Annotated in this window: 23 protein-coding genes; 1 reads left to right on the plus strand and 22 read right to left on the minus strand. The window is 69.0% G+C overall.

All coding sequences use genetic code 11. The annotated features are described in order from the left end of the window. Positions 1–58: 58 nt before the first annotated feature. From ACIRGA_RS00805 to rpsB, 5 genes are all read right to left on the minus strand, one after another. Positions 59–955 (minus strand): phosphatidate cytidylyltransferase, encoded by an 897-nt coding sequence (locus ACIRGA_RS00805; RefSeq protein ID WP_400935294.1) that lies wholly within the window; start codon positions 953–955, stop codon positions 59–61. Then, positions 955–1,512: a ribosome recycling factor gene (frr, locus tag ACIRGA_RS00810; RefSeq protein WP_061984457.1), complete on the minus strand. Its 558-nt coding sequence runs from the start codon at positions 1,510–1,512 to the stop codon at positions 955–957. The genes ACIRGA_RS00805 and frr overlap by 1 nt, the downstream gene beginning before the upstream one ends. 51 nt (positions 1,513–1,563) lie before the next feature. Then, a complete protein-coding gene (pyrH, locus tag ACIRGA_RS00815; RefSeq protein WP_400935296.1) occupies positions 1,564–2,307 on the minus strand; it encodes a UMP kinase in 744 nt (247 codons plus the stop codon). A gap of 93 nt (positions 2,308–2,400) precedes the next feature. Next, entirely contained in the window at positions 2,401–3,225 is an 825-nt protein-coding gene (gene tsf / locus ACIRGA_RS00820; protein ID WP_093932956.1) for a translation elongation factor Ts, read from the minus strand. A 92-nt stretch (positions 3,226–3,317) separates the two neighbouring features. Further along, positions 3,318–4,190: a 30S ribosomal protein S2 gene (gene rpsB / locus ACIRGA_RS00825; protein WP_400935299.1), complete on the minus strand. Its 873-nt coding sequence runs from the start codon at positions 4,188–4,190 to the stop codon at positions 3,318–3,320. Between the two features lie 382 nt (positions 4,191–4,572). On the opposite strand from rpsB, the gene ACIRGA_RS00830 reads away from it, so the two are divergent. Further along, complete coding sequence (locus tag ACIRGA_RS00830; RefSeq protein ID WP_400935301.1) at positions 4,573–5,178, plus strand: murein hydrolase activator EnvC family protein; 606 nt, start codon at positions 4,573–4,575, stop codon at positions 5,176–5,178. Between the two features lie 207 nt (positions 5,179–5,385). On the opposite strand, the gene ACIRGA_RS00835 is transcribed toward ACIRGA_RS00830, so the two are convergent. The 17 genes from ACIRGA_RS00835 to ffh form a co-directional block, all read right to left on the minus strand. Next, positions 5,386–6,234, minus strand: coding sequence for a FliA/WhiG family RNA polymerase sigma factor (locus ACIRGA_RS00835; RefSeq protein WP_400935304.1), 849 nt, complete (start codon positions 6,232–6,234; stop codon positions 5,386–5,388). Positions 6,235–6,341: 107 nt separating this feature from the next. Further along, positions 6,342–7,337 carry a tyrosine recombinase XerC gene (locus ACIRGA_RS00840; protein ID WP_400935307.1) on the minus strand — a complete coding sequence of 332 codons (996 nt, stop codon included), beginning with the start codon at positions 7,335–7,337 and terminating at the stop codon, positions 6,342–6,344. 105 nt (positions 7,338–7,442) lie between these two features. Continuing rightward, positions 7,443–8,582: a DNA-processing protein DprA gene (gene dprA / locus ACIRGA_RS00845; protein ID WP_400935310.1), complete on the minus strand. Its 1,140-nt coding sequence runs from the start codon at positions 8,580–8,582 to the stop codon at positions 7,443–7,445. Continuing rightward, the gene (locus ACIRGA_RS00850; protein WP_400935312.1) at positions 8,579–10,090 is read right to left on the minus strand and encodes a YifB family Mg chelatase-like AAA ATPase; all 1,512 of its coding nucleotides are present in this window, start codon (positions 10,088–10,090) and stop codon (positions 8,579–8,581) included. The genes dprA and ACIRGA_RS00850 overlap by 4 nt, the downstream gene beginning before the upstream one ends. After that, positions 10,091–10,477, minus strand: coding sequence for a YraN family protein (locus ACIRGA_RS00855; protein ID WP_400935315.1), 387 nt, complete (start codon positions 10,475–10,477; stop codon positions 10,091–10,093). It abuts the gene before it with no gap. A 241-nt stretch (positions 10,478–10,718) separates the two neighbouring features. Continuing rightward, on the minus strand, positions 10,719–11,042 hold the full coding sequence (locus ACIRGA_RS00860; protein WP_003096226.1) for a DUF2469 domain-containing protein: 324 nt from the start codon (positions 11,040–11,042) through the stop codon (positions 10,719–10,721). Then, a complete protein-coding gene (locus ACIRGA_RS00865) occupies positions 11,039–11,818 on the minus strand; it encodes a ribonuclease HII (protein WP_007032893.1) in 780 nt (259 codons plus the stop codon). Before ACIRGA_RS00865 ends, ACIRGA_RS00860 begins: the two co-directional genes overlap by 4 nt. Positions 11,819–11,876: 58 nt before the next feature. Continuing rightward, a complete protein-coding gene (gene lepB / locus ACIRGA_RS00870) occupies positions 11,877–12,806 on the minus strand; it encodes a signal peptidase I (RefSeq protein WP_038509871.1) in 930 nt (309 codons plus the stop codon). 31 nt (positions 12,807–12,837) lie between these two features. Beyond that, a complete protein-coding gene (rplS, locus tag ACIRGA_RS00875) occupies positions 12,838–13,206 on the minus strand; it encodes a 50S ribosomal protein L19 (RefSeq protein WP_005154717.1) in 369 nt (122 codons plus the stop codon). A 160-nt stretch (positions 13,207–13,366) separates the two neighbouring features. Further along, positions 13,367–14,131, minus strand: coding sequence for a tRNA (guanosine(37)-N1)-methyltransferase TrmD (trmD, locus tag ACIRGA_RS00880; RefSeq protein ID WP_400935317.1), 765 nt, complete (start codon positions 14,129–14,131; stop codon positions 13,367–13,369). Continuing rightward, complete coding sequence (gene rimM / locus ACIRGA_RS00885; protein WP_400935320.1) at positions 14,131–14,643, minus strand: ribosome maturation factor RimM; 513 nt, start codon at positions 14,641–14,643, stop codon at positions 14,131–14,133. The genes trmD and rimM overlap by 1 nt, the downstream gene beginning before the upstream one ends. Before the next feature lie 16 nt (positions 14,644–14,659). Further along, entirely contained in the window at positions 14,660–14,899 is a 240-nt protein-coding gene (locus ACIRGA_RS00890) for an RNA-binding protein (protein WP_003103110.1), read from the minus strand. Then, on the minus strand, positions 14,896–15,342 hold the full coding sequence (gene rpsP, locus ACIRGA_RS00895) for a 30S ribosomal protein S16 (RefSeq protein WP_005154724.1): 447 nt from the start codon (positions 15,340–15,342) through the stop codon (positions 14,896–14,898). Before rpsP ends, ACIRGA_RS00890 begins: the two co-directional genes overlap by 4 nt. A gap of 156 nt (positions 15,343–15,498) precedes the next feature. After that, entirely contained in the window at positions 15,499–16,305 is an 807-nt protein-coding gene (locus ACIRGA_RS00900) for a lysostaphin resistance A-like protein (RefSeq protein WP_400935322.1), read from the minus strand. Between the two features lie 57 nt (positions 16,306–16,362). Then, entirely contained in the window at positions 16,363–17,115 is a 753-nt protein-coding gene (locus ACIRGA_RS00905) for a lysostaphin resistance A-like protein (RefSeq protein ID WP_400935670.1), read from the minus strand. 45 nt (positions 17,116–17,160) lie between these two features. Further along, positions 17,161–18,234 (minus strand): amidohydrolase family protein, encoded by a 1,074-nt coding sequence (locus ACIRGA_RS00910; RefSeq protein ID WP_400935324.1) that lies wholly within the window; start codon positions 18,232–18,234, stop codon positions 17,161–17,163. Positions 18,235–18,237: 3 nt separating this feature from the next. Then, positions 18,238–19,779, minus strand: a complete 1,542-nt coding sequence (gene ffh, locus ACIRGA_RS00915; RefSeq protein WP_125673195.1) for a signal recognition particle protein — start codon at positions 19,777–19,779, stop codon at positions 18,238–18,240. Positions 19,780–19,825: the final 46 nt, after the last annotated feature.

Consider the following 19,825-nt stretch of genomic DNA (forward strand, 5'->3'; position numbering starts at 1 on the left):
GTCGAGTTCGCATATCCCGACCTTGGCCCAGCGCGCCGGACCTGTCACACGGATTCGGCTAAACGGGGACGAACGCCGAGAGCAGCAACCACGAGACGACGGCCGAAGGAAGCAACGAGTCGAGCCGGTCCATCAAGCCACCGTGCCCCGGCAGCATGTTCCCCATGTCCTTGACCCCGAGGTCGCGTTTGATCAGCGACTCGACGAGATCGCCCAGCGTCGCCGTGCAGACGATCGCCGCGCCGAACAGCACACCCTGCCAGGCGTGGCCGTCGAGCAGGAGGCTCAGGGTCAGCGCGCCGGCGATCACACCGGCCACGAGGGAACCGGCGAAACCTTCCCAGGTCTTCTTCGGGCTGATGGAGGGCGCCATCGGATGCTTGCCGCCCAGCACACCGGCGATGTAGCCACCGGTGTCCGAGGCGACGACACCGATCATGAACGCCAGCACCCGGCCCACACCGTCCTCCGGGGGGACGAGCATGGCGGCGAAAGCACCGAAAAGCGGGATGTACGCGACGGCGAAGACCGACGCGCTGATGTCGCGCAGATAGCCGTCCGCGCCGCCGGGCAACCGCCACAGCAGGCAGACGAGCACCGTCAGCACGAACGCCGTCAACGCGCCTTCGCGGCCGTACGGCCAGGCGAGCCAGATCATCGCCTGACCGCCGACGAGCACCGGGACCAGCGCGATCCGGATGCCCGCCGCGCGCTTCAGTGCCCCGGCCAGCTCGATCGTGCCGACCGCGATGGCGATCGCGATGATGCCGATGAACAGAAAGCGCACGGTGAGCAGGGACGTGACGATCGCCGCGCCCAGCAGCAGCCCGACCCCGATCGCGGCGGGCAGGTTGCGGCCGGCGCGGGAAACCTTCTTCGCCGGTTCCGGCTTCTCGGCCGGAACCGGTTCCGGGTTCTCCACCCGGTCCTCGCGTTCCTCGCTCACCTGGCTCATCAGACCTCGAGTAGCTCGGCTTCCTTGTGTTTCACCAGCTCGTCCACCTTGTGGGTGTAGGTGTCGGTGAGGTTCTGGAGTTCCTTCTCGGCGTGGACGACCTCGTCCTCGCCCGCCTCGCCGTCCTTCTTGATCCGGTCGAGTTCTTCCTTGGCCTTGCGGCGGACGCTGCGGATCGAGACGCGGGCGTCCTCACCCTTGGCCTTGGCGACCTTCACCATCTCCTTGCGGCGCTCTTCGGTGAGCTGCGGGATGACGATGCGGATCACGTTGCCGTCGTTGCTCGGGTTGACGCCGAGGTCCGACTCGCGGATCGCCTTCTCGATGGCGTTGAGCGAGGTCTGGTCGTAAGGCTTGATCAACGCCATCCGAGCCTCGGGGATGTTGACCCCCGCCAGCTGGTTCAGCGGGGTCGGCGCGCCGTAGTAATCGACGACAACGCGCGAGAACATCCCGGGGTGGGCCCGGCCGGTGCGTACCGACGACAGGTCCTCCTTGGCGACGGACACCGCTTTTTCCATCTTCTCCTCGGCGTCGAGGAGGGTCTCGTCGATCACGGCAACTCCCGTTGTTGTGTATGCGTACCGATTACGGAGATCAGAGCAGGACTACGCGGGCACCCCGTCGGCGGGGGTGTCGACCAGGGTGCCGATCCTTTCACCGCCGACCGCACGGGCGATGTTCCCCTCGGTGAGCAGATTGAACACGATGATCGGCATGTTGTTGTCCATGCACAGGCTGAACGCGGTGGCGTCGGCGACCTTGAGGTCCCGTTCGAGCACCTCGCGGTGGGTGATCTCGTGGAACATCTCGGCGGTCGGGTCGCTCTTCGGGTCCGCGGTGTAGACGCCGTCGACGGCCTTCGCCATCAAGACGGCTTCGCAGCCGAGTTCGAGCGCGCGCTGCGCGGCGGCGGTGTCCGTCGAGAAGTACGGCATGCCGACCCCGGCGCCGAAGATGACGACGCGCCCCTTCTCCAGGTGACGCTCGGCGCGGCGCGGGATGTACGGCTCGGCGACCTGCCCCATGGTGATGGCGGTCTGCACCCGGGTGGGCAGGCCCTCCTTCTCCAGGAAGTCCTGCAACGCCAGGCAGTTCATGACGGTGCCGAGCATCGCCATGTAGTCCGCGCGGTCACGGTCCATGCCGCGCTGCGACAGTTCCGCGCCGCGGAAGTAGTTGCCCCCGCCGATCACGACGGCGATCTGCACGCCCGTCCGCGCGACGTCGGCGATCTGCTGGGCGACCGAGTGCACCACATCCGGATCAACCCCGATGGAACCGCCGCCGAACATCTCGCCGCCCAGTTTCAGCAGCACCCGCCGGTATCCGCCTTCGATCCGGACACCCATGTCGCCCTCCCTAATGCTCTGAAACCCGACTGTGCCCCGTCCCCGATGGACGGAGACGGGGCACAGTGGTGATTCTTGTGTTCCGCGCCTGGATCAGGCCTGGCCGACCTCGAACCGGGCGAACCGGCTCACGGCCACGCCGGCCTCGTCGAGCAGGGCCTTGACGGTCTTCTTGTTGTCCTTGACCGACGGCTGCTCGAGCAGGACGTTGTCCTTGTAGTAGGCGTTGACCTTGCCCTCGATGATCTTGGGCATGGCCTGCTCCGGCTTGCCCTCTTCGCGGGCGGTGGCCTCGGCGACGCGACGCTCGTTCTCGACGATCTCGGCCGGGACCTCTTCGCGGGTGAGGTACTTCGCCTTGAGCGCGGCGACCTGCATGGCGGCGCCACGAGCGGCCTCGGCGGCGGCCTCGCCCTCACCGGTGTACTCGATGAGCACGCCGACGGCGGGCGGGAGGTCCGCACCGCGACGGTGCAGGTACGTGGTGGTGGTGCCCTCGTAAGCGGCGACACGGCGCAGCTCGAGCTTCTCACCGATACGGGCGGCCAGCTCCTGGACCTGCTCGTCGACGGTCTTGCCATCGAGCGAAGCGGCCTTCAGCTTCTCGACGTCGCTGGTCTTCTCGGCCTTCGCGACCTCGACGATCTTCGCGGCGAGGGCCTGGAAGTCCTCGTTCTTCGCGACGAAGTCGGTCTCGGAGTCGAGCTCGATCAGCACGCCGCCGTCACCGGCGACGAGGCCCTCGGCGGTGGCGCGCTCGGCGCGCTTGCCGACGTCCTTGGCGCCCTTGATGCGCAGGAACTCGACGGCCTTGTCGAAGTCGCCGTCGTTCTCCTCCAGCGCCTTCTTGCAGTTCATCATGCCGGAGCCGGTCAGCTCCCGGAGACGCTTCACGTCTGCGGCGGTGTAGTTCGCCATCGTGGGTGTGTCCGTCCTTTTTCAGGTACGAGAAAGTCTTTTGGGGAAGTAACTCGTGGGGCCGCCCGGAGGCGGCCCCACGAGCGGGTGGATCAGGAGGAGGCGGTGGCCTGCTCGGCCGGGGCCTCGGTGGGGGCCTCGGTCGCGGCGGCGGCTTCCTTGGCGTCCGCGGCGGCGGTCTCGGAGCCGGCGAGCAGCTCCTTCTCCCACTCGGCCAGCGGCTCGTCCGTGGCGACGCCGGCCTCGGGCTTGGCGTCGGCGGAGGAACCGTTGCGGCTGGAGCGGGCCATCAGACCGGCGGCGGCGGCCTCGGCCACGACCTTGGTCAGCAGCGCGGCCGAACGGATCGCGTCGTCGTTACCCGGGATCGGGTAGTCGACCTCGTCCGGGTCGCAGTTGGTGTCCAGGATCGCGACGACCGGGATGTTCAGCTTGCGAGCCTCGCCGACGGCGATGTGCTCCTTCTTCGTGTCGACGATCCACACGATGCTCGGCACCTTGGCCATGTCGCGGATACCGCCGAGGGTCTTCTCGAGCTTGTCCTTCTCACGGGTGAGCGTGAGGATCTCGCGCTTGGTCAGGCCGGCGAAACCACCGGTCTGCTCCTGCGACTCGAGCTCCTTCAGGCGGAGAAGACGCTTGTGCACCGTCTGGAAGTTGGTCAGCATGCCGCCGAGCCAGCGCTGGTTCACGTAGGGCATGCCCACGCGCGAGGCCTCGGAGGCGATGGCTTCCTGAGCCTGCTTCTTCGTGCCGACGAACATGATGGTGCCGCCGTGCGCGACGGTTTCCTTGATGAACTCGTACGCACGGTCGATGTACGTCAGCGTCTGCTGCAGGTCGATGATGTAGATGCCGTTGCGCTCGGTGAAGATGTAGCGCTTCATCTTCGGGTTCCACCGACGGGTCTGGTGCCCGAAGTGGACGCCGCTGTCGAGCAGCTGCTTCATGGTGACGACGGCCATTGCCGGAATCAACCTCTTCTGTGTCGTGCGCGCCCGGCTCCGCCGGAACGCGCTTGCTCGGTTCGTCGCTCTCGGCCGGGTGGCCGATCGCCCTGGTGCCGATGCTCGGGCCCGGACCCTGGAGCGAAGTGACTTCAGGGACCGCCGGGCCGTGTGCCCCCGGCTGTCCTGACCCTCCGTGAGGAGATCGGCCATCGGGAGCGCGCACGTGCACGCGAAGTCAGTCCGCTGCCGCGGACCGCGCAAAAGAGTCTACTCCCTGTCGCCACCGGGTACCGCACCGGCAGTCCCTGATGAGAGGGGTTGTCCACAACCGCCCCGCTTATCCACAGATTCCCCCGGCGCGCCCCGCACGCCACGCCGGTCCCCCACGCTGGAACACATGACCATGACGACCTGTTCCCGCCCTGTCACCAGGCATTCCTTCGCGCTCGACCGCGCCGGCGGCAGGCACCGCCGCCCTGGGCGCCCGCGACGCCTTCCCCGCCTCGCGATCCTCGCGACCGTGCTCGCGATCTTCGCGTCGGCGGCGATGCCGGGCACGGCCAGAGGCGCGCCGTTCCCGCAAGGACGCCTCTCTTGGCCGCTCTCCCCGGCACCGAGCGTCACCAGGTACTTCGAGCCGCCCTCGACTCCGTACGGCCCCGGTCATCGAGGCGTCGACCTGGCGGCGGCGCCGGGTGCGAACGTGCTCGCGGCCGCCGAAGGAGTGGTGATGTTCGCCGGGCAGGTGGCGGGCCGCGGAGTGGTGTCGATCGACCACGAAGGCGGACTGCGCACCACCTACGAACCGATGGCGCCGACGGTCACCATGGGTGACCAGGTCTACCGGGGTCAGGTCCTCGGCACCCTCGCGGCGGGACACCCGGGCTGCCCGGAGCCGGCGTGCCTGCATTTCGGCGTCCGGCGGGGCGAGGAGTACGTCGATCCGCTCGCGCTGATCGGAGAGCCATCCGAGATCCGCCTCAAACCGTGGGAAGGGGACTGAACATTTTCGTACCACCTGTTTCGGCAGATGGCGGCGCTTCGCGTGTCCAAGCAACGGACACACGTGTTTGGAGCGCGAACACACGTGATTGGGGAGCGATCACACGTGATTGGAGGGCGATCATGCGTGATTGGGGAGCGAACACGCGAAGGCGACCCGGCGCGGGTTGGGTCGGGCGAGTCGGCTCGTGGTCGCGGGATCGGCCGGTCAGGCCTGCTCGACGAGTTTGGCGCGCAGCCGCATGACGGCGCGGGTGTGCAGCTGGCTGACCCGTGACTCGGTGACGCCGAGGACCTTGCCGATCTCGGCGAGCGTCAGGCTCTCGAAGTAGTAGAGACCGACCACGATCCGGTCGCGTTCGGTCAGCTGCGCGATCGCCTGTGCCAGCTGGCGCCGGTTGTCCTGGTCGACCAGGACGGCCACCGGGTCGACCGCGCCGTCGTCGGGCAGGGTGTCGACGAGCGAGCCGCTGTCCTTGCCCGCGGCGACGAGGTCTTCCAGGGCGATGACGCTGGTCAGCTGCAACTGCCCGTAGAACTCGCGCAGGTCGTCGACGCTGATTTCGAGCTCGGCCGCGAGTTCGGCGTCGGTCGGTGTGCGGTTCAGCCGGGCGCCGAGGCGTTCCAGTGCGCGCTCGGCCTCGCGGGCCTTGCTCCGGACCGCCCTGGGGACCCAGTCCTGCGAACGGAGATCGTCGAGGATCGCGCCCCGGATGCGCTGCATCGCGTAGGTCTCGAACCGCAGGCCCCTCGCGGGTTCGAACTTCTCGATCGCGTCGACCAGGCCGAAGATCCCGGACTGGATCAGGTCACCGACGTCGACGTGGGTCGGCAGCCCGGTGCCGACCCGGCCCGCGACGTACTTGACGAGTGGGGCGTAGTGCAGCACGAGCCTGTCGCGCACGATCTGGTCCGGAGACTCGGTGAACTCCCGCCACAGCGCCTGGATCCCGGCGTCCACCTCGTAGCCGGACCGCGCTTCGGGCGCGACGGCAGGACCGTCCCCGCCGGGACGTTGTTTCCCGGCGGCTTCGGTGACATGTGGGTCGGCGGTCATCGGACCGCCGTTCTCAGCATGCGACTCAGCGTGGTCTCCGTGCTCGTGCGGATGCGCGTGCGCCGCCGGTTCGGGCCGCCGGGTCACCTGCCGAGTTCTCCCCGGCATCATCGGGCCCGGGGGTGCGCGCGGTCGTGGATCGCCTTCAGCCGATCGACGGTCACATGAGTGTAGAGCTGCGTTGTAGCCAGCGTAGCGTGACCAAGCAGTTCCTGAACGCTTCGAAGATCAGCGCCGCCTTCGAGCAGATGGGTGGCCGCGGAATGCCTCAGGCCGTGCGGCCCCATGTCGTTCGCGCCCGGCACCGAACCGACGGCGTCGTGGACGACGCGGCGGGCCGCCCGCGGGTCGAGCCTGCCTCCCCGTGCCCCCAGGAAGAGCGCCGCTTTCGCCGGCTCCTTCGTTTCGACGGCGAGCTTTCCCCGGCCCTCGTCCAGCCAGGCCCGCAAAGCCGCTTCGGCGGGGACACCGAACGGCACGACACGTTCCTTGCCGCCCTTGCCCAGCACGAGCACGACCCGGCGGGCGAAGTCGACGTCGCCCACATCCAGCCCGCACAGTTCCGAGACCCGCACACCGGTCGCGTAGAGCAGTTCCACGATGGCACTGTCCCTCAAAGCCACCGGGTCGCGCTGTTCGGCACCGGCGGCTGAGAAGCGCATGACGTCGCCGGCCTGCTCCGCGCGGAGGACCCCGGGAAGCTTGCGGTGCGCGCGTGGCGCCACCAGCCGTCCCCCTGGATCCGATGCGAGCGCCCCGCCTCGATGGGCCCACGCGGTGAAGGTGCGGGCCGCCGCCGCTCGTCGCGCCAGTGTCGTGCGGCTCGCCCCCTCCTCGCGTTGCCGGGCGAGCCAGCCGCGCAGTGTCCCGATGTCGAGATCCTCGAACCGGCCACCGTTCCCGTCCACGAAACCCAGCAGCGACACCACGTCGCCGAGGTAGGCACGCACCGTGTGCGCGGACAGCCCGCGTTCCAGGGAAAGATGCCGCTCGTAGTCGTCGATCAGCTTCCGGACGGGCTCCGGCAGCGCGGCACGGGCGGCACGCAGATCGGGTCTGCGGGCGCGTTTCCCCGTGCCGTGGGGACCTTCGGTCGACGGCATGCCGATCACGCTGCGCGATGTACGACGGATGGTCAAGTATCGCCGCACCCTGTTGCGGTGTCCGTGGTCGGATCGTGCCGGGATGGCGTCGCAGGTGTAGGCCAGTCAGGTCTTGGCGGCCCGTCTTCGCCACCCTGCGTCACTCCTTTCCGCGAAGCCGTCGAGTTCCAGTTCGGGCAGCAGGGAGCGCACGCGCTCGACCGGGATGCCGGACTCGGCGGCGATCCGTTCCTCCGGTCTCGCGGACCGGTCGGACAGGGCGTCGTGCACTCGCGAGGCCTCCGGGCCGAGCCGATCGGTGCGGCGACGCGGTTTCGACGGATCCGCTCCCGGCGCGCCGAACCGTCCGGCGGTTTCGAGGATCTCGTCGACCGAGGTCACCAGCGTGGCCTCGCCTTCGCGGATCAGCGCGTGACAGCCCGCGGACATCCCCGACGACACCGGTCCCGGCATGGCCATCACGACCTTGCCGAGGGCCCCGGCCGTCCCCGCGGTGTTCCGCGCGCCGCTGCGCCTGCCCGCCTCGACCACGACGGTCCCTTCCGTGAGGGCCGCGATGAGCCTGTTCCGTACGAGGAACCGATGCCTCGCGGGCGTGGTGCCCGGCGGGTACTCGCTGACCAGCGCGCCGGCCTTCGCGATGGTGCGCAGCAGGGTCGCGTGCTGCGCCGGATAACTGACGTCGACCCCACAGCCGAGCAAGGCGACCGTCGTCCCGTCGGCGCTCAACGCGCCCCGGTGGGCAGCTCCGTCGATGCCGTACGCCGCCCCCGAGAACACCGGGATCCCCCGGCTCGCGAGGTGATAGCCCACTTCGGCCGCGTTGTGCTCGCCGTACCCGGTCGCCGCGCGGGCGCCGACGATCGCGATCGCCTGGTCGACGGCCTCGTCGAGCTTCGCCGGGCCGCGGACCCACAGTGCCAGCGGAGGTGCCACACCGGAAACGCCTCTGCGCTGGGCCACGGCCAGCGAAAGCAACGGCCAGGCCGGCCATTCGGCGTCTTCCGGGATGACGAGCCTGGTCTCGGCGGCCGCCGCGCGGTCCAGATCCCGCTCGGCGTAGTCGTGCGCTCGCCGCGCGGCAGTCTCGTCGCGCACCTTCGGCGGGCACTCGGCACGCCGCACTCGCTCCGCGGCGGCAACGGGGCCTAGTTCACCGACGAAATCGGCCAAGGCGGGTGCCGGCGGCTCCGCCACGCGCAAGAGATACGACCGCGCGACGCGTTCGGCTTCGAGTTCACTCATCCGGATGACCTCTCCCGGAAGTTCAGTGCTGCCGCGACCTGGTCCCCCTCCGGTTTGTCGGCCCCCTTCAAATCGGCGAGCGTCCAAGCGATGCGAAGGCAGCGATCGGCGCCGCGCGCGGTGATCGCGCCCCTCTCCAACGCGCGGTCCAGCAGCGCTGTGACCTGCGCCGGCAGGGCGAACTCCCGGCGCAGCGCGGGGCCGGGCACTTCCGCGTTCGTGAGCCAGCCTTGTTCCGCCCAGCGTTTCCCGGCCCGCTCGCGTGCCTCCAGCACTCGCTCTCGGACGGCCTCCGACGCCTCGGGCGGCTCGCTCAGGTGCGCGCTGAGCGCGGACAGCGGGCGCAGCCGCACCCGTAAATCCACCCGATCGAGTAAGGGCCCGGACAGCCTGCCCAAGTAGCGCCTTCGCACGGTCGCCGAACAGGTGCAGTCGGCGTCCTTCGCCGGGGCACAAGGGCAAGGGTTGGTCGCCAGCACCAGCTGGAACCGTGCCGGGTACCGCACGGCGCCCTTGACCCTCGCGATCCGCACTTCGCCCTCTTCGAGCACCGTGCGCAGCGACTCCAGCCGCTCCGGGCCGAATTCGCACACTTCGTCGAGGAACAGGATTCCCCGGTGCGCGCGGCTGATCGCGCCAGGCACGGCCAGGCCGCTTCCACCGCCGATCAGGGCGGGCACGCTGATCGAATGATGCGGCGCGACGAACGGCGGCACGGTGACCAAGGGCTCGGACCGGGAGAGCGAACCGTCGATCGAATGCACAGCCGTCACCTGCAACGACTCTTCGGCGGTCAGCCGCGGCAGGAGACCGGGAAGGCGTTTCGCGAGCATCGTCTTGCCCACCCCGGGCGGGCCGGTCATCAGCAGGTGATGCCCGCCCGCCGCGGCCACCTCCAGTGCCCATCGCGCCTCCGGCTGTCCGACGACGTCGGCGAGGTCGGGTACTTGCGGCGGCTGCTGGAGGGCACACGGCTCGGGGCGGGTGAGCTCCCCTTCGCCCTTGAGCCAGTCCACGAATTCGCTCAGCCGCGCCACCCCGCCGACCTCCAGCCCGTCCACGAGAGCGGCTTCGAACAGCGATTCGGCGGGGACGACAGCCCGCCGGTACCCGGCGTTACGCGCCGCCAACAGTCCCGGCAGGACCCCGCGGACCGCCCGTACCCGGCCGTCGAGGGCGAGCTCACCGAGCAGCACGGTGTTCAGCAGCTTCGTGGCGGGAACCGAGCCGGTGGCGGCCAGCACCGCCGCCGCGATCCCCAGGTCGTAGCCCGACCCCACCTTCGGCAGATTCGCCGGCGACAGGCCGAGGATCACCCTCTCGTCCGGCCAGGTCCGCCCGGAATTGCGAACGGCCGAACGAACCCTGTCCTTGGCCTCTTTCAACCCGGTGTCGGGAAGACCGACCATCGTCACCTTCGGCGATCCACCGCCGATGTCGGCTTCGATCTCGATCATCCTGCCGTCGACGCCGAGCAATGCGACGGACCAGGCCTTCGCCAGCGCCATTCAGAACGCCGCCTTGATATGCCGCACCTGGGGCAGGGCGTCGGGCCTGGCGACGATCGCGATGATGTCGTAGCGGACCGGGCACCAGCGGAGCATGAATTTGCGCTGCCACTGGTACGCGAGACGGCGGATGCGATCCGCCTTCTCCGGGGTCACCGCCTCGGCCGGAGTACCGAAGCCCACCCCCGACCTCGTCTTCACCTCACAGAAGACGAGGCGTTTCGTATCGGTCGCGATGAGATCCAGCTCGCCGTCACGGCAACGCCAGTTGCGGCTCAGGACGACATAGCCTGTCTTCTCCAGATGCCGGACCGCGAGGTCCTCGCCCCAACGGCCCAGTTCGATATGTGGTGCTCCGGCGGGCGGCTGTTCGGCCGTGCTCGTCATCTCGATCCCCCTCAGCGATCGTCACAGTGCGTGTGCGATCAACGCTGCCAGGGTGAGCGGGTGGCGGACAGACCTGATTTCGCGGCCTGTGGACAACTGGGGTGTTGTGGATGGTTCGGCCACCGTGGGAGGTCGTCGGCCGGAATCGTCGGTGGGCTGTGCTATGTGCACCGCCCAAGTACGTGAAGGCCCCCTTCACGGCGTCTGGCGCCGTGAAGGGGGCCTTCACGTACTTGGGGGTTCAGCCGGAGAACGGCCCGTCTTCCGGCAGCCGGAGATCCGGTTTGTCGAGCTCCTCGACGTTGACGTCCTTGAACGTGATGACCCGGACGTGCTTGACGAACCGGGCGGGCCGGTACATGTCCCAGACCCACGCGTCGGACATGCGGACCTCGAAGTACACCTCACCGCCGCCGTCGCGCACCTGCACGTCGACGGCGTTGGCCAGATAGAACCGCCGCTCGGTCTCCACCACGTACGAGAACTGGCCGACTATGTCGCGATACTCGCGGTAAAGCGAGAGCTCCATCTCGGTCTCGTACTTCTCGAGATCCTCTGCGCTCATGAAATCCGCGCCCCTCCTCGCGATTTTGCTGCTGTTCCAGCGGCGGAGCGTTCATTGTTACCCACGTACGGGCCGAGGGCACGTATCGGCACGCTCGGGTTTTCCAGCGCCGCGACGGTCAGCACGACCGGGTGAGGCGGCCGCACCCGGTGCGCGGCGGCCGCGGTGGCCACATTGGCGTACGACCAGCGATGGACCGGACTCGGACCGTGAGTGTTCAGGGCCGCGCTGTGGTCGGTGGTGCTGTATCCCTTGTGCACGTCGAAACCGTAGTGCGGGTGGACGTCGTGCAGGTCGCCCATGATCCGGTCGCGGGTGACCTTCGCCAGCACGGACGCCGCCGCCACGCACGCGACGGCCTTGTCGCCCTTGATCACCGGGACGCTCGGGGCGGGCAGCCCGGACACGCGGAACCCGTCGGTCAGGACGTAGCCAGGCGTGTTCCGCAGTGCCGAGACGGCCCGTCGCATGCCTTCGAGGTTCATGACGTGGATGCCGAACAGGTCGACCTCGGCCGCCGGGATGACGATGACCGAGTAGTCGACGGCACGCTGGACGACCCGGTCGTACACCCGGTCGCGGGCCTTGGCCGTGAGCACTTTCGAGTCGGTGAGCTCGGGCAGGCGCGCGGCGTCGCCTGGACGCAGGACGCAGGCGGCCACGACGAGCGGGCCGGCGCAAGCACCGCGCCCTGCCTCGTCGACTCCGGCGACGGGCCCGAGGCCCCGCCGGTCCAGCGCACCCTGCAACCCCCAGAAGAGGTCGCCGCGCACCACTGCCCGCGGCGGCCGAAGCGGCTCGGCCGGTGTGAGCGGTACAGGAACTCTCAAGGCCTTACCGCCTCCGGTCGACCGCCTTGCGCACTCCTGCCGACATCCGCCTGCCGAGGAAGAGCACGGGCCACGCCGCGGCGATACCGACTCCCAAGGGAAGTCCCTGCTGCCAAGCCGGGGCGCCGAGCGCCAGCGGCTGAGCGTTCGCCTGCGGGTTGTGGTCCGAAACGCCACCCCAGCGGCCGGGCGGGAGCACGATGACCCGTGCCTTGCCGATGATGTTGTCGACCGGGACGGCGCCGTTGACCCCGCCGCCACCCTGGATACGGGAGTCGCTCGAGTTGTTGCGGTTGTCGCCCATCACCCAGACGTAGCCGGCGGGCACCTTGACCGGCTCGAACGTCCGCTCGGTGGGGGCCATGCCCTCTTCCCAGTGAACGTACGGCTCGTCGAGTGCCTTGCCGTCGACGACGACGCGGTTGTTGTCGCAACATTGGACCGTCTGGCCGCCGACCGCGATGATCCGCTTGACGAAGTCACGCTCGTCCGGCGGCGCGAAGCCGATCAGGGAACCCAGCGTGCGGAATCCGGTGACGAAGATGTTGCTGGACTCCGGCGTGTCGATCTCGCCGACCCAGGCGGGCGGTCCCTTGAAGACCACCACGTCGCCCGGGCCGGGATCGGTGAAGTCGTACGTGATCCGGTCGACCAGGATCCGGTCGCCCGTGCATCCCGAGCAGCCGTGCAAGGTGGTCTCCATCGATCCCGAGGGGATCATGTAGACCTTGGCGAGGAACTGCTGGATCAAGATCGTCAGCACGAGGGCGACGACGATCAGGATCGGCAGTTCCTTCCAGAACGACCGCTTCTTGTTGACCTTGCCGAATTTCTTGGAACCGGATCGGCCCCGCCGGGAGGCCCGGGTGGGGCGCTCCTCTTCGGGGCGATCGGGCTCGTCTTCGGAGGTGTTCTGGGACACGGGTTCGACCACGACGCCAGGTTACCTGTAACCGAGTGGCTACCTACTTGGCGGAGGTCGTCTCGCGGTTTTCGCGGCGTTCCTTGATCTTGGCGGCCTTGCCGCGCAGCTCGCGGAGGTAGTACAGCTTCGCCCGGCGGACGTCGCCGCGCTTGAAGACCTCGACCTCGGCGATGTTCGGCGAGTGCACCGGGAAGGTGCGCTCCACGCCGATGCCGAACGACACCTTGCGGACCGTGAAGGTCTCGCGGATGCCGCCGCCCTGGCGACGCAGCACGACGCCCTGGAAGATCTGGTTGCGCTCGCGGTTGCCCTCGATGACGCGGACGTGAACCTTGAGCGTGTCGCCCGGTCGGAAGTCCGGGATGTCGGAACGCAGTGACTGCGCGTCCAGCGCGTCCAGGGTGTTCATCGGTGGTCCGTCCTCGTCTTCGTATGGCTTACGTGCAGCTTGGGCGCGCAGTGTCGGGCACTGCGACCTACCCGGGGGCTGATGGCGTTCCGGTGTACGGCGCCGGCTGTGAAGCCGCGCGTCCACTCACGCCAACCTGTCAAGTATTGCAGACCAGGTCTCAGGTGGTTGACCCGGCCTGGCCGGTGCCCTCGTCCAACCGTTCGAGGACCCGGAGATCGTGCTTGTCGAGACTACCTTCCGGCAGTTGCCCGATCAGTTCGGGCCTGCGCCGGACGGTGCGTTCCAGCGCCTGGTCGCGGCGCCAGCGGTCGATCAGCGCGTGGTTTCCCGAGCGCAGGACCTCCGGTACGGCCAGCTCGCGCCAGACCTCCGGACGGGTGTAGCTGGGGCCTTCGAGGAGGCCGTCGGAGAACGAGTCCTCCTCGGCGGAGCGGGCGTTGCCGAGCACTCCGGGGAGCAGCCGGACGACCGCCTCGACCATCACCAGCACCGCGGCCTCGCCGCCGACCAGCACGTAGTCGCCGATGGAGACCTCGTCGACGGGCATCCGCCGCGCGGCGTCGTCGATCACCCGCTGGTCGATGCCCTCGTAGCGGCCGCACGCGAACACCAGGTGCTCCTCCGCGGCGTACTGGTGGGCCATGGCCTGGGTGAACGGCCGACCGGCGGGGGTCGGGACCACGAGGCGGGTGTTCTCGCCGCAGACGTCGTCCAGGGCGGGGCCCCAGATCTGCGGTTTCATCACCATGCCGGGCCCGCCGCCGTACGGGGCGTCGTCGACGGCGCGGTGGACGTCGTGCGTCCAGTTCCGCAGGTCGTGGACGCCGACCTCGATGAGGCCGCGGTCGATCGCGCGCCCGAGCAGCGCGGCGCGGAGCGGGTCGAGGTATTCGGGGAAGATCGTGACTACGTCGAGGCGCATCAGGCGTCCAGCAGGCCTTCCGGCGGGTCGAGGACGACGCGGCCACCCGGGACGTCGACGGCCGGGACGATCGCCTTCACGAACGGCACCAGCACCTCGCGTCCGTCGTGCTCGATCGACAGCAGTTCGCCGGCGGGCGAATGCACGATTTCGAGCACCTTGCCTACGACCGTGCCGTCGGCGAGTTCGGCCCGGAGGCCTTCGAGTTCGTGGTCGTAGAACTCGTCGGGGTCTTCGGTCGGCGGCAGCGTCGAGGTGTCCGCGATCAGCAGCGCGCCGCGGAGGGTCTCCGCGACGTCCCTGGTCAGCACCTCTTCGAAACGCACCAGCAGCCGCCCGCTGTGTTCGCGGGCGGCTGCGATGGTGAGGTTTCTGCTGCTGCCGTCACGCAGCTTCGTCGTGACGGCCGAACCGACCGCGAACCGCTGTTCCGGCGAGTCCGTGCGCACGTCCACCGCGAGTTCCCCGCGGATTCCGTGCGCCTTGGCGATCCGGCCTACTACGACGTCCATCCCGTTGTGTCCTTGGTCAGCGATCGGTGTCGACGACGTCCACGCGGACGCCGCGGCCACCGATGCCGCCCATGACGGTGCGCAGGGCGGTCGCGGTACGACCGCCCCGGCCGATCACCTTGCCGAGATCGTCGGGGTGCACGTGCACCTCGAGCGTGCGGCCACGACGCGTGGTCAGCAGCTCGACCCGGACCTCGTCCGGGTTGTCGACGATCCCGCGCACCAGGTGCTCGAGGGAGTCAGCGAGGAAGCTCACGCCTCGGCCTTGTCACCCTCGGCGGCCTCGGCCTTGTCGGCTTCGGCCTTCTTCGGGGCGGACTTCTTCTTCGGCGTGGTGGCCTCGGCGGAGGCCGAGTCACCGGCGGCGGCGAGCGCGGCGTTGAACAGGTCCTGCTTCGACGGCTTCGGCTCGGCGACCTTCAGGGTGCCCTCGGCGCCCGGCAGGCCCTTGAACTTCTGCCAGTCACCGGTGATCTCGAGGATGCGCTGGACCGGCTCGGTCGGCTGGGCGCCGACGGACAGCCAGTGCTGAGCGCGCTCGGTGTCGACCTCGATGAAGCTGGGCTCTTCCTTCGGGTGGTACTTGCCGATCGTCTCGATGGCCTTGCCATCACGGCGGGTGCGCGCGTCGGCGACGATGATGCGGTAGTACGGCGCACGGATCTTGCCGAGACGCTGCAGCTTGATCTTGACGGCCACGGGTGTGGGTACTCCTCAGTTCTCTCTGATGCAGGTGGAAGGCGTACGCCGGCCGAGTGGGGAACGGCCGCGCACACCCGAAGGGTTGGCTCGGGCACGGTGAGAGGGTCCGGCCAAAGCAGGCAAGCGTACATTCTGCCAGACGCCGATCGGCTGTCAGAACGCGGCTATCCCGAGCGAGGCGAGCAGGATCGTCACGGCCGGGAGGAAGTTGTTCACCTGATGGGCGACCACGCTGCCGAGCAGCCGCCCGGTGAACACCCTGGCCAGCCCGATCGGGATCGCGATCACCAGCAGCAGCGTGGTGCGCAGCGGTTCGAGGTGGCTCGCCGCGAAAACGGCCGTGGAGACCAGGAACGCCGCGATCCTCCCCCAGCGTTCGGTGCGCCAGGTCAGCCGCTCCACCGCGCCCCAGAGAAGGCCGCGGTAGATGATCTCCTCGCAGATCGGCCCGACCAGCCACAGGTAGATGAACATGACGACGGCCGCCGAGACCGACATCCGCCGGTCCTCCACGAGCGCGCTGATCGCCGAGGTCGCGTTCTCGTTGCCGACGACCTGCGTCCAGACGTAGGCGGCGAGCGAGGTGAACCCGAGCCCGAGCACGCCGAGTTTGAGCCCGATTTTGACGTCGGCCCAGCTCCAGCCGATCCGCAGGTCGATGAACGGGCCGTTGCCGCGCAGGCGGGTGATCAGCAGGGCGACCCCTGCGGCGATCATCGTCGGCACCATGGTGCCCAGCAGCACCATGCGCATCGGCAGGGGCTGACCCGGCTGGACGTCTCCGAGCAGGACGCTGATGAACGCCGCCGACGCCAGGAGGACCGCTTCCACCAGAAGGAAGGCCCCGAATCCCCAGCGATGCGACGGTGGCGTGCCGAGCGCGGCCACCTCACCTCCGGCAGCGAGTTCGTCCGGCGGCGCGGCCTCGGGGATCGGCTCCCTGGGCTGAGATACGGTCACGCCGATCCTCCGGTGATCGTTCGGTTACTCAAAGACTCTAACCGCCTGGAGCGGCGATCACCTTGCCGCGAAGAGCAATACAGCCGGTGGGAGGTTGTTGGCCGCGTGCGCGATCACGGCCGCGCTCACCCGGCCGGAGAGATAGCGGGCGAGGCCGATGGCGATGCCTTGGCCGAACAGCGCGATCGTGCGCGCGGCTTCCCCGTGCAGCTGGGCGAAAACCAGCGCGGTGACCAGGAGGATCACCCACGAGGGCAGGCGATGGAAGCCCATCGCGTTCCACAGGGTGCCGCGGAAGAGCAGTTCTTCGGTGACCGGAGCGGCGAGGACGACGATGACCGCGGCGAGCACCAGCCAGACGGTGTCGCCGTCGGTGGTGCCGGAGAGCTCGGTGATCGGGGGGCCGGGCGAGACGTCGGAGAAGGTCCTGTCGTCGCTGTCGGTCCCGTAGACGGCGAGCAGGAGCAGGTTGAGGAGGTAGCCGGCGGCGAGCGCGGCCGCTCCGCAGGCGAGCCCGATCCGGACGTCGCGCCAGGTGGGCTTGAGGCCGAAGTCCGTGCGGAGCCCCTGCCCCCAGACTCGTGAACCGACCGCGGGACCGAGGCCGAGCACGAGGGTCGGCAGGAACGCGAGGATCAACAGCGGGCCGACGTCACGGAGTTCGAGTGGGTCGTAGCCGCCGAAGCGGCCTGACATCACGAAGCTCATGACGAGCGTGACGAGGTGGTATCCGGCGATGCCCGCGAAGAACGCTACGAAGCCCCAGTGCGCTCCGAGCACCAGACGCTCGCGAGCCTGCCCGTCGTCCACCACGCCTCCACGCTAAGTGCCGCTCCGGTCACCGGTGGAGTCGGGTCAGGCGTAGATCTTGCCACGCAGGACGATATGGCTCGGATGGCGGAGTACCGCGAGATCCTCACGCGGATCGGACGGGTAGACGAGCAGATCGGCCGAAGCGCCATCGACGATTCCCGGTACGCCCAGCCATTCGCGCGCCGCCCACGAAGCCGAAGCGAGCGCCTGCTCCGCGGACATGCCCGCCTTGTGCAGTGCCTCGATCTCGTCGACGAGCCTGCCGTGCTCGACCATGCCGCCCGCGTCGCTTCCGGCGTAGACCTGGACACCGGCCTCGATCGCCGTCGAGACCATCTCCCCCACACCGGCGTGCAGCGCCCGCATGTGGTCGGCGTACACCGGGTACTTGCCCGCCTTGTCCGCGATACCAGGGAAGTTCTCGATGTTGATCAGGGTCGGCACGAGCGCGATGCCGCGTTCGGCGAGGACACCCAGCTGATCCGCCGAGAGTTCCGTGCCGTGTTCGAGGCAGTCGATCCCCGCGTCGATCAGGCCGGGCAACGCGGCCTGGCCGAACACGTGCGCCGTCACCTTGGCGCCCTCGGCGTGCGCGACGGCGATGGCTTCGGCGAGGACGTCGTCGGGCCACAGCGGCGCGAGATCGCCGACGCCCCGGTCGATCCAGTCGCCGACGAGTTTGACCCAGCCGTCGCCGTCGCGGGCCTGTTCGGCGACCGCCTTCGGCAGTTCGGCGGGGTCTTCGAGTTCGATACCGAGGCCGGGGATGTAGCGCTTGCGCAGGGCGAGATGCCGTCCGGCCCGGATGATCCGCGGCAGATCGGCCCGCTCCTGCAACGGCCGGACGTCGATCGGCAGCCCGCAGTCGCGGATCAGCAGCGTGCCGGCGTCGCGGTCGGTGATCGCCTGTTCGGTGGCCTCTTCCAGCGTGGTCGCGCCGCCGACCCCGATCCCGGGATGGCAGTGCGCGTCGACCAGCCCAGGGACGAGAAAGCCTTCCCGGACAACGGTTTCCGCTCCCGCGACCGGCTCGGTGGTGATCCGGCCGCCGGTGACCCACAGCTCGCGGTGCTCGCCATCGGGCAGGACGACGCCTGCCAGGTGCAGCGTCTCCACGAGCTACTTGTCCTTCGGCAGCTTGAACTTCTTCGGGTCGAACCCGGGTACGTCGTTCATGCCGCCGAGCTGCGAAAGGTCGGGCATCCCGCCGCCGGCGCCGGGCATCCCGCCAGGGGGCAGCATCGGCATACCGCCGGGGAAGCCGCCGCGGACCTTGGGCTGCGTCGGGCCGCGCCCCTTGCCCTTCTTCCCCTTCTTGCCCTTGCGGTTCTTGCTGCCGCCGCCTCCGCCGCCGAAGCCGAAGCGGCCCGCCATCTGCGCCATCATCTTGCGCGCTTCGAAGAACCGGTTGACCAGGTCGTTGACGTCGCGGACGGCGACACCGGACCCCTTCGAGATCCGCACGCGGCGCGAGGCGTTGATGATCTTCGGGTCGGCGCGCTCGGCGGGGGTCATGCCGCGGATGATCGCCTGCAGCTTGTCGAGCTGCTTGTCGTCGACCTGCGCTAGCTGGTCCTTCATCTGCCCGGCGCCGGGCAGCATGCCGAGCAGGTTGCCGATCGGGCCCATCTTGCGGACCGCGAGCATCTGCTCGAGGAAGTCTTCGAGGGTGAGCTGGCCGCTGCCGAGCTTGGCCGCGGTCTGCTCGGCCTTCTCCTGGTCGAAGTGCTGCTCGGCCTGCTCGATGAGGCTGAGCACGTCGCCCATGCCGAGGATCCGGCTGGCCATCCGGTCCGGGTGGAAGAGGTCGAAGTCCTCGAGCTTCTCACCATTGGAGGCGAACAGGATCGGCTGGCCGGTGACCTGGCGAACCGACAGCGCGGCACCACCGCGGGCGTCACCGTCGAGCTTGGTGAGCACGACACCGGTGAAGCCGACGCCGTCGCGGAACGCCTCGGCCGTGGTGACCGCGTCCTGACCGATCATCGCGTCGACGACGAACAGCGTCTCGTCCGGCGAAACGGCGTCGCGGATGTCCGCGGCCTGCTTCATCAGCTCTTCGTCGACGCCGAGACGGCCGGCGGTGTCGACCAGGACGATGTCGTGCTGGGCGCGCTTGGCCTCGTCGATGGCGCGACGGGCGACGTCGACCGGGTCGCCGACGCCGTTCCCGGGCTCGGGCGCGAAGACCGCGACGCCTGCCCGCTCGCCGACGACCTGCAGCTGCGTGACCGCGTTGGGGCGCTGGAGGTCGCACGCGACCAGCATCGGCGCGTGGCCCTGCTTCTTCAGCCACATCGCGAGCTTGCCCGCGAGCGTCGTCTTACCGGCACCCTGCAGACCCGCGAGCATGATGACCGTCGGCGGGTTCTTCGCGAACGTGAGCCGCCTGGTCTCGCCGCCGAGAATGGTGACGAGTTCCTCGTTGACGATCTTGATGACCTGCTGCGCCGGGTTCAGCGCGCCGTGTACCTCGGCACCCTTGGCGCGCTCCTTGATCCGGGCGATGAAGTCCTTGACCACCGACAGCGCGACATCCGCCTCGAGCAGCGCGATACGGATCTCGCGCGCGGTGGCGTCGATGTCGGCGTCGGAGAGCCTGCCCTTGCGAGACAGGGTCTGCAGGGCGGACGTGAGCCGATCGGAGAGGGTGTCGAACACGGGTGTGCACGCTCCAGCTGGGTCGTTGTGGCTTGCCGGTACGAAC

The sequence above is a fragment of the Amycolatopsis sp. NPDC102389 genome, from assembly GCF_044765885.1.
Classification (GTDB): Bacteria; Actinomycetota; Actinomycetes; order Mycobacteriales; family Pseudonocardiaceae; genus Amycolatopsis.

Coding starts and splice junctions, on each gene's coding strand:
- ACIRGA_RS00805 (WP_400935294.1), bottom strand. CDS start 955: ATGAGCCAGGTGAGCGAGGAACGCGAGGACCGGGTGGAGAACCCGGAA.
- pyrH (WP_400935296.1), bottom strand. CDS start 2,307: ATGGGTGTCCGGATCGAAGGCGGATACCGGCGGGTGCTGCTGAAACTG.
- tsf (WP_093932956.1), bottom strand. CDS start 3,225: ATGGCGAACTACACCGCCGCAGACGTGAAGCGTCTCCGGGAGCTGACC.
- rpsB (WP_400935299.1), bottom strand. CDS start 4,190: ATGGCCGTCGTCACCATGAAGCAGCTGCTCGACAGCGGCGTCCACTTC.
- ACIRGA_RS00830 (WP_400935301.1), top strand. CDS start 4,573: ATGACCATGACGACCTGTTCCCGCCCTGTCACCAGGCATTCCTTCGCG.
- ACIRGA_RS00835 (WP_400935304.1), bottom strand. CDS start 6,234: ATGACCGCCGACCCACATGTCACCGAAGCCGCCGGGAAACAACGTCCC.
- ACIRGA_RS00840 (WP_400935307.1), bottom strand. CDS start 7,337: ATGCCGTCGACCGAAGGTCCCCACGGCACGGGGAAACGCGCCCGCAGA.
- dprA (WP_400935310.1), bottom strand. CDS start 8,582: ATGAGTGAACTCGAAGCCGAACGCGTCGCGCGGTCGTATCTCTTGCGC.
- ACIRGA_RS00850 (WP_400935312.1), bottom strand. CDS start 10,090: ATGGCGCTGGCGAAGGCCTGGTCCGTCGCATTGCTCGGCGTCGACGGC.
- ACIRGA_RS00855 (WP_400935315.1), bottom strand. CDS start 10,477: ATGACGAGCACGGCCGAACAGCCGCCCGCCGGAGCACCACATATCGAA.
- ACIRGA_RS00860 (WP_003096226.1), bottom strand. CDS start 11,042: ATGAGCGCAGAGGATCTCGAGAAGTACGAGACCGAGATGGAGCTCTCG.
- rplS (WP_005154717.1), bottom strand. CDS start 13,206: ATGAACACCCTGGACGCGCTGGACGCGCAGTCACTGCGTTCCGACATC.
- trmD (WP_400935317.1), bottom strand. CDS start 14,131: ATGCGCCTCGACGTAGTCACGATCTTCCCCGAATACCTCGACCCGCTC.
- rimM (WP_400935320.1), bottom strand. CDS start 14,643: ATGGACGTCGTAGTAGGCCGGATCGCCAAGGCGCACGGAATCCGCGGG.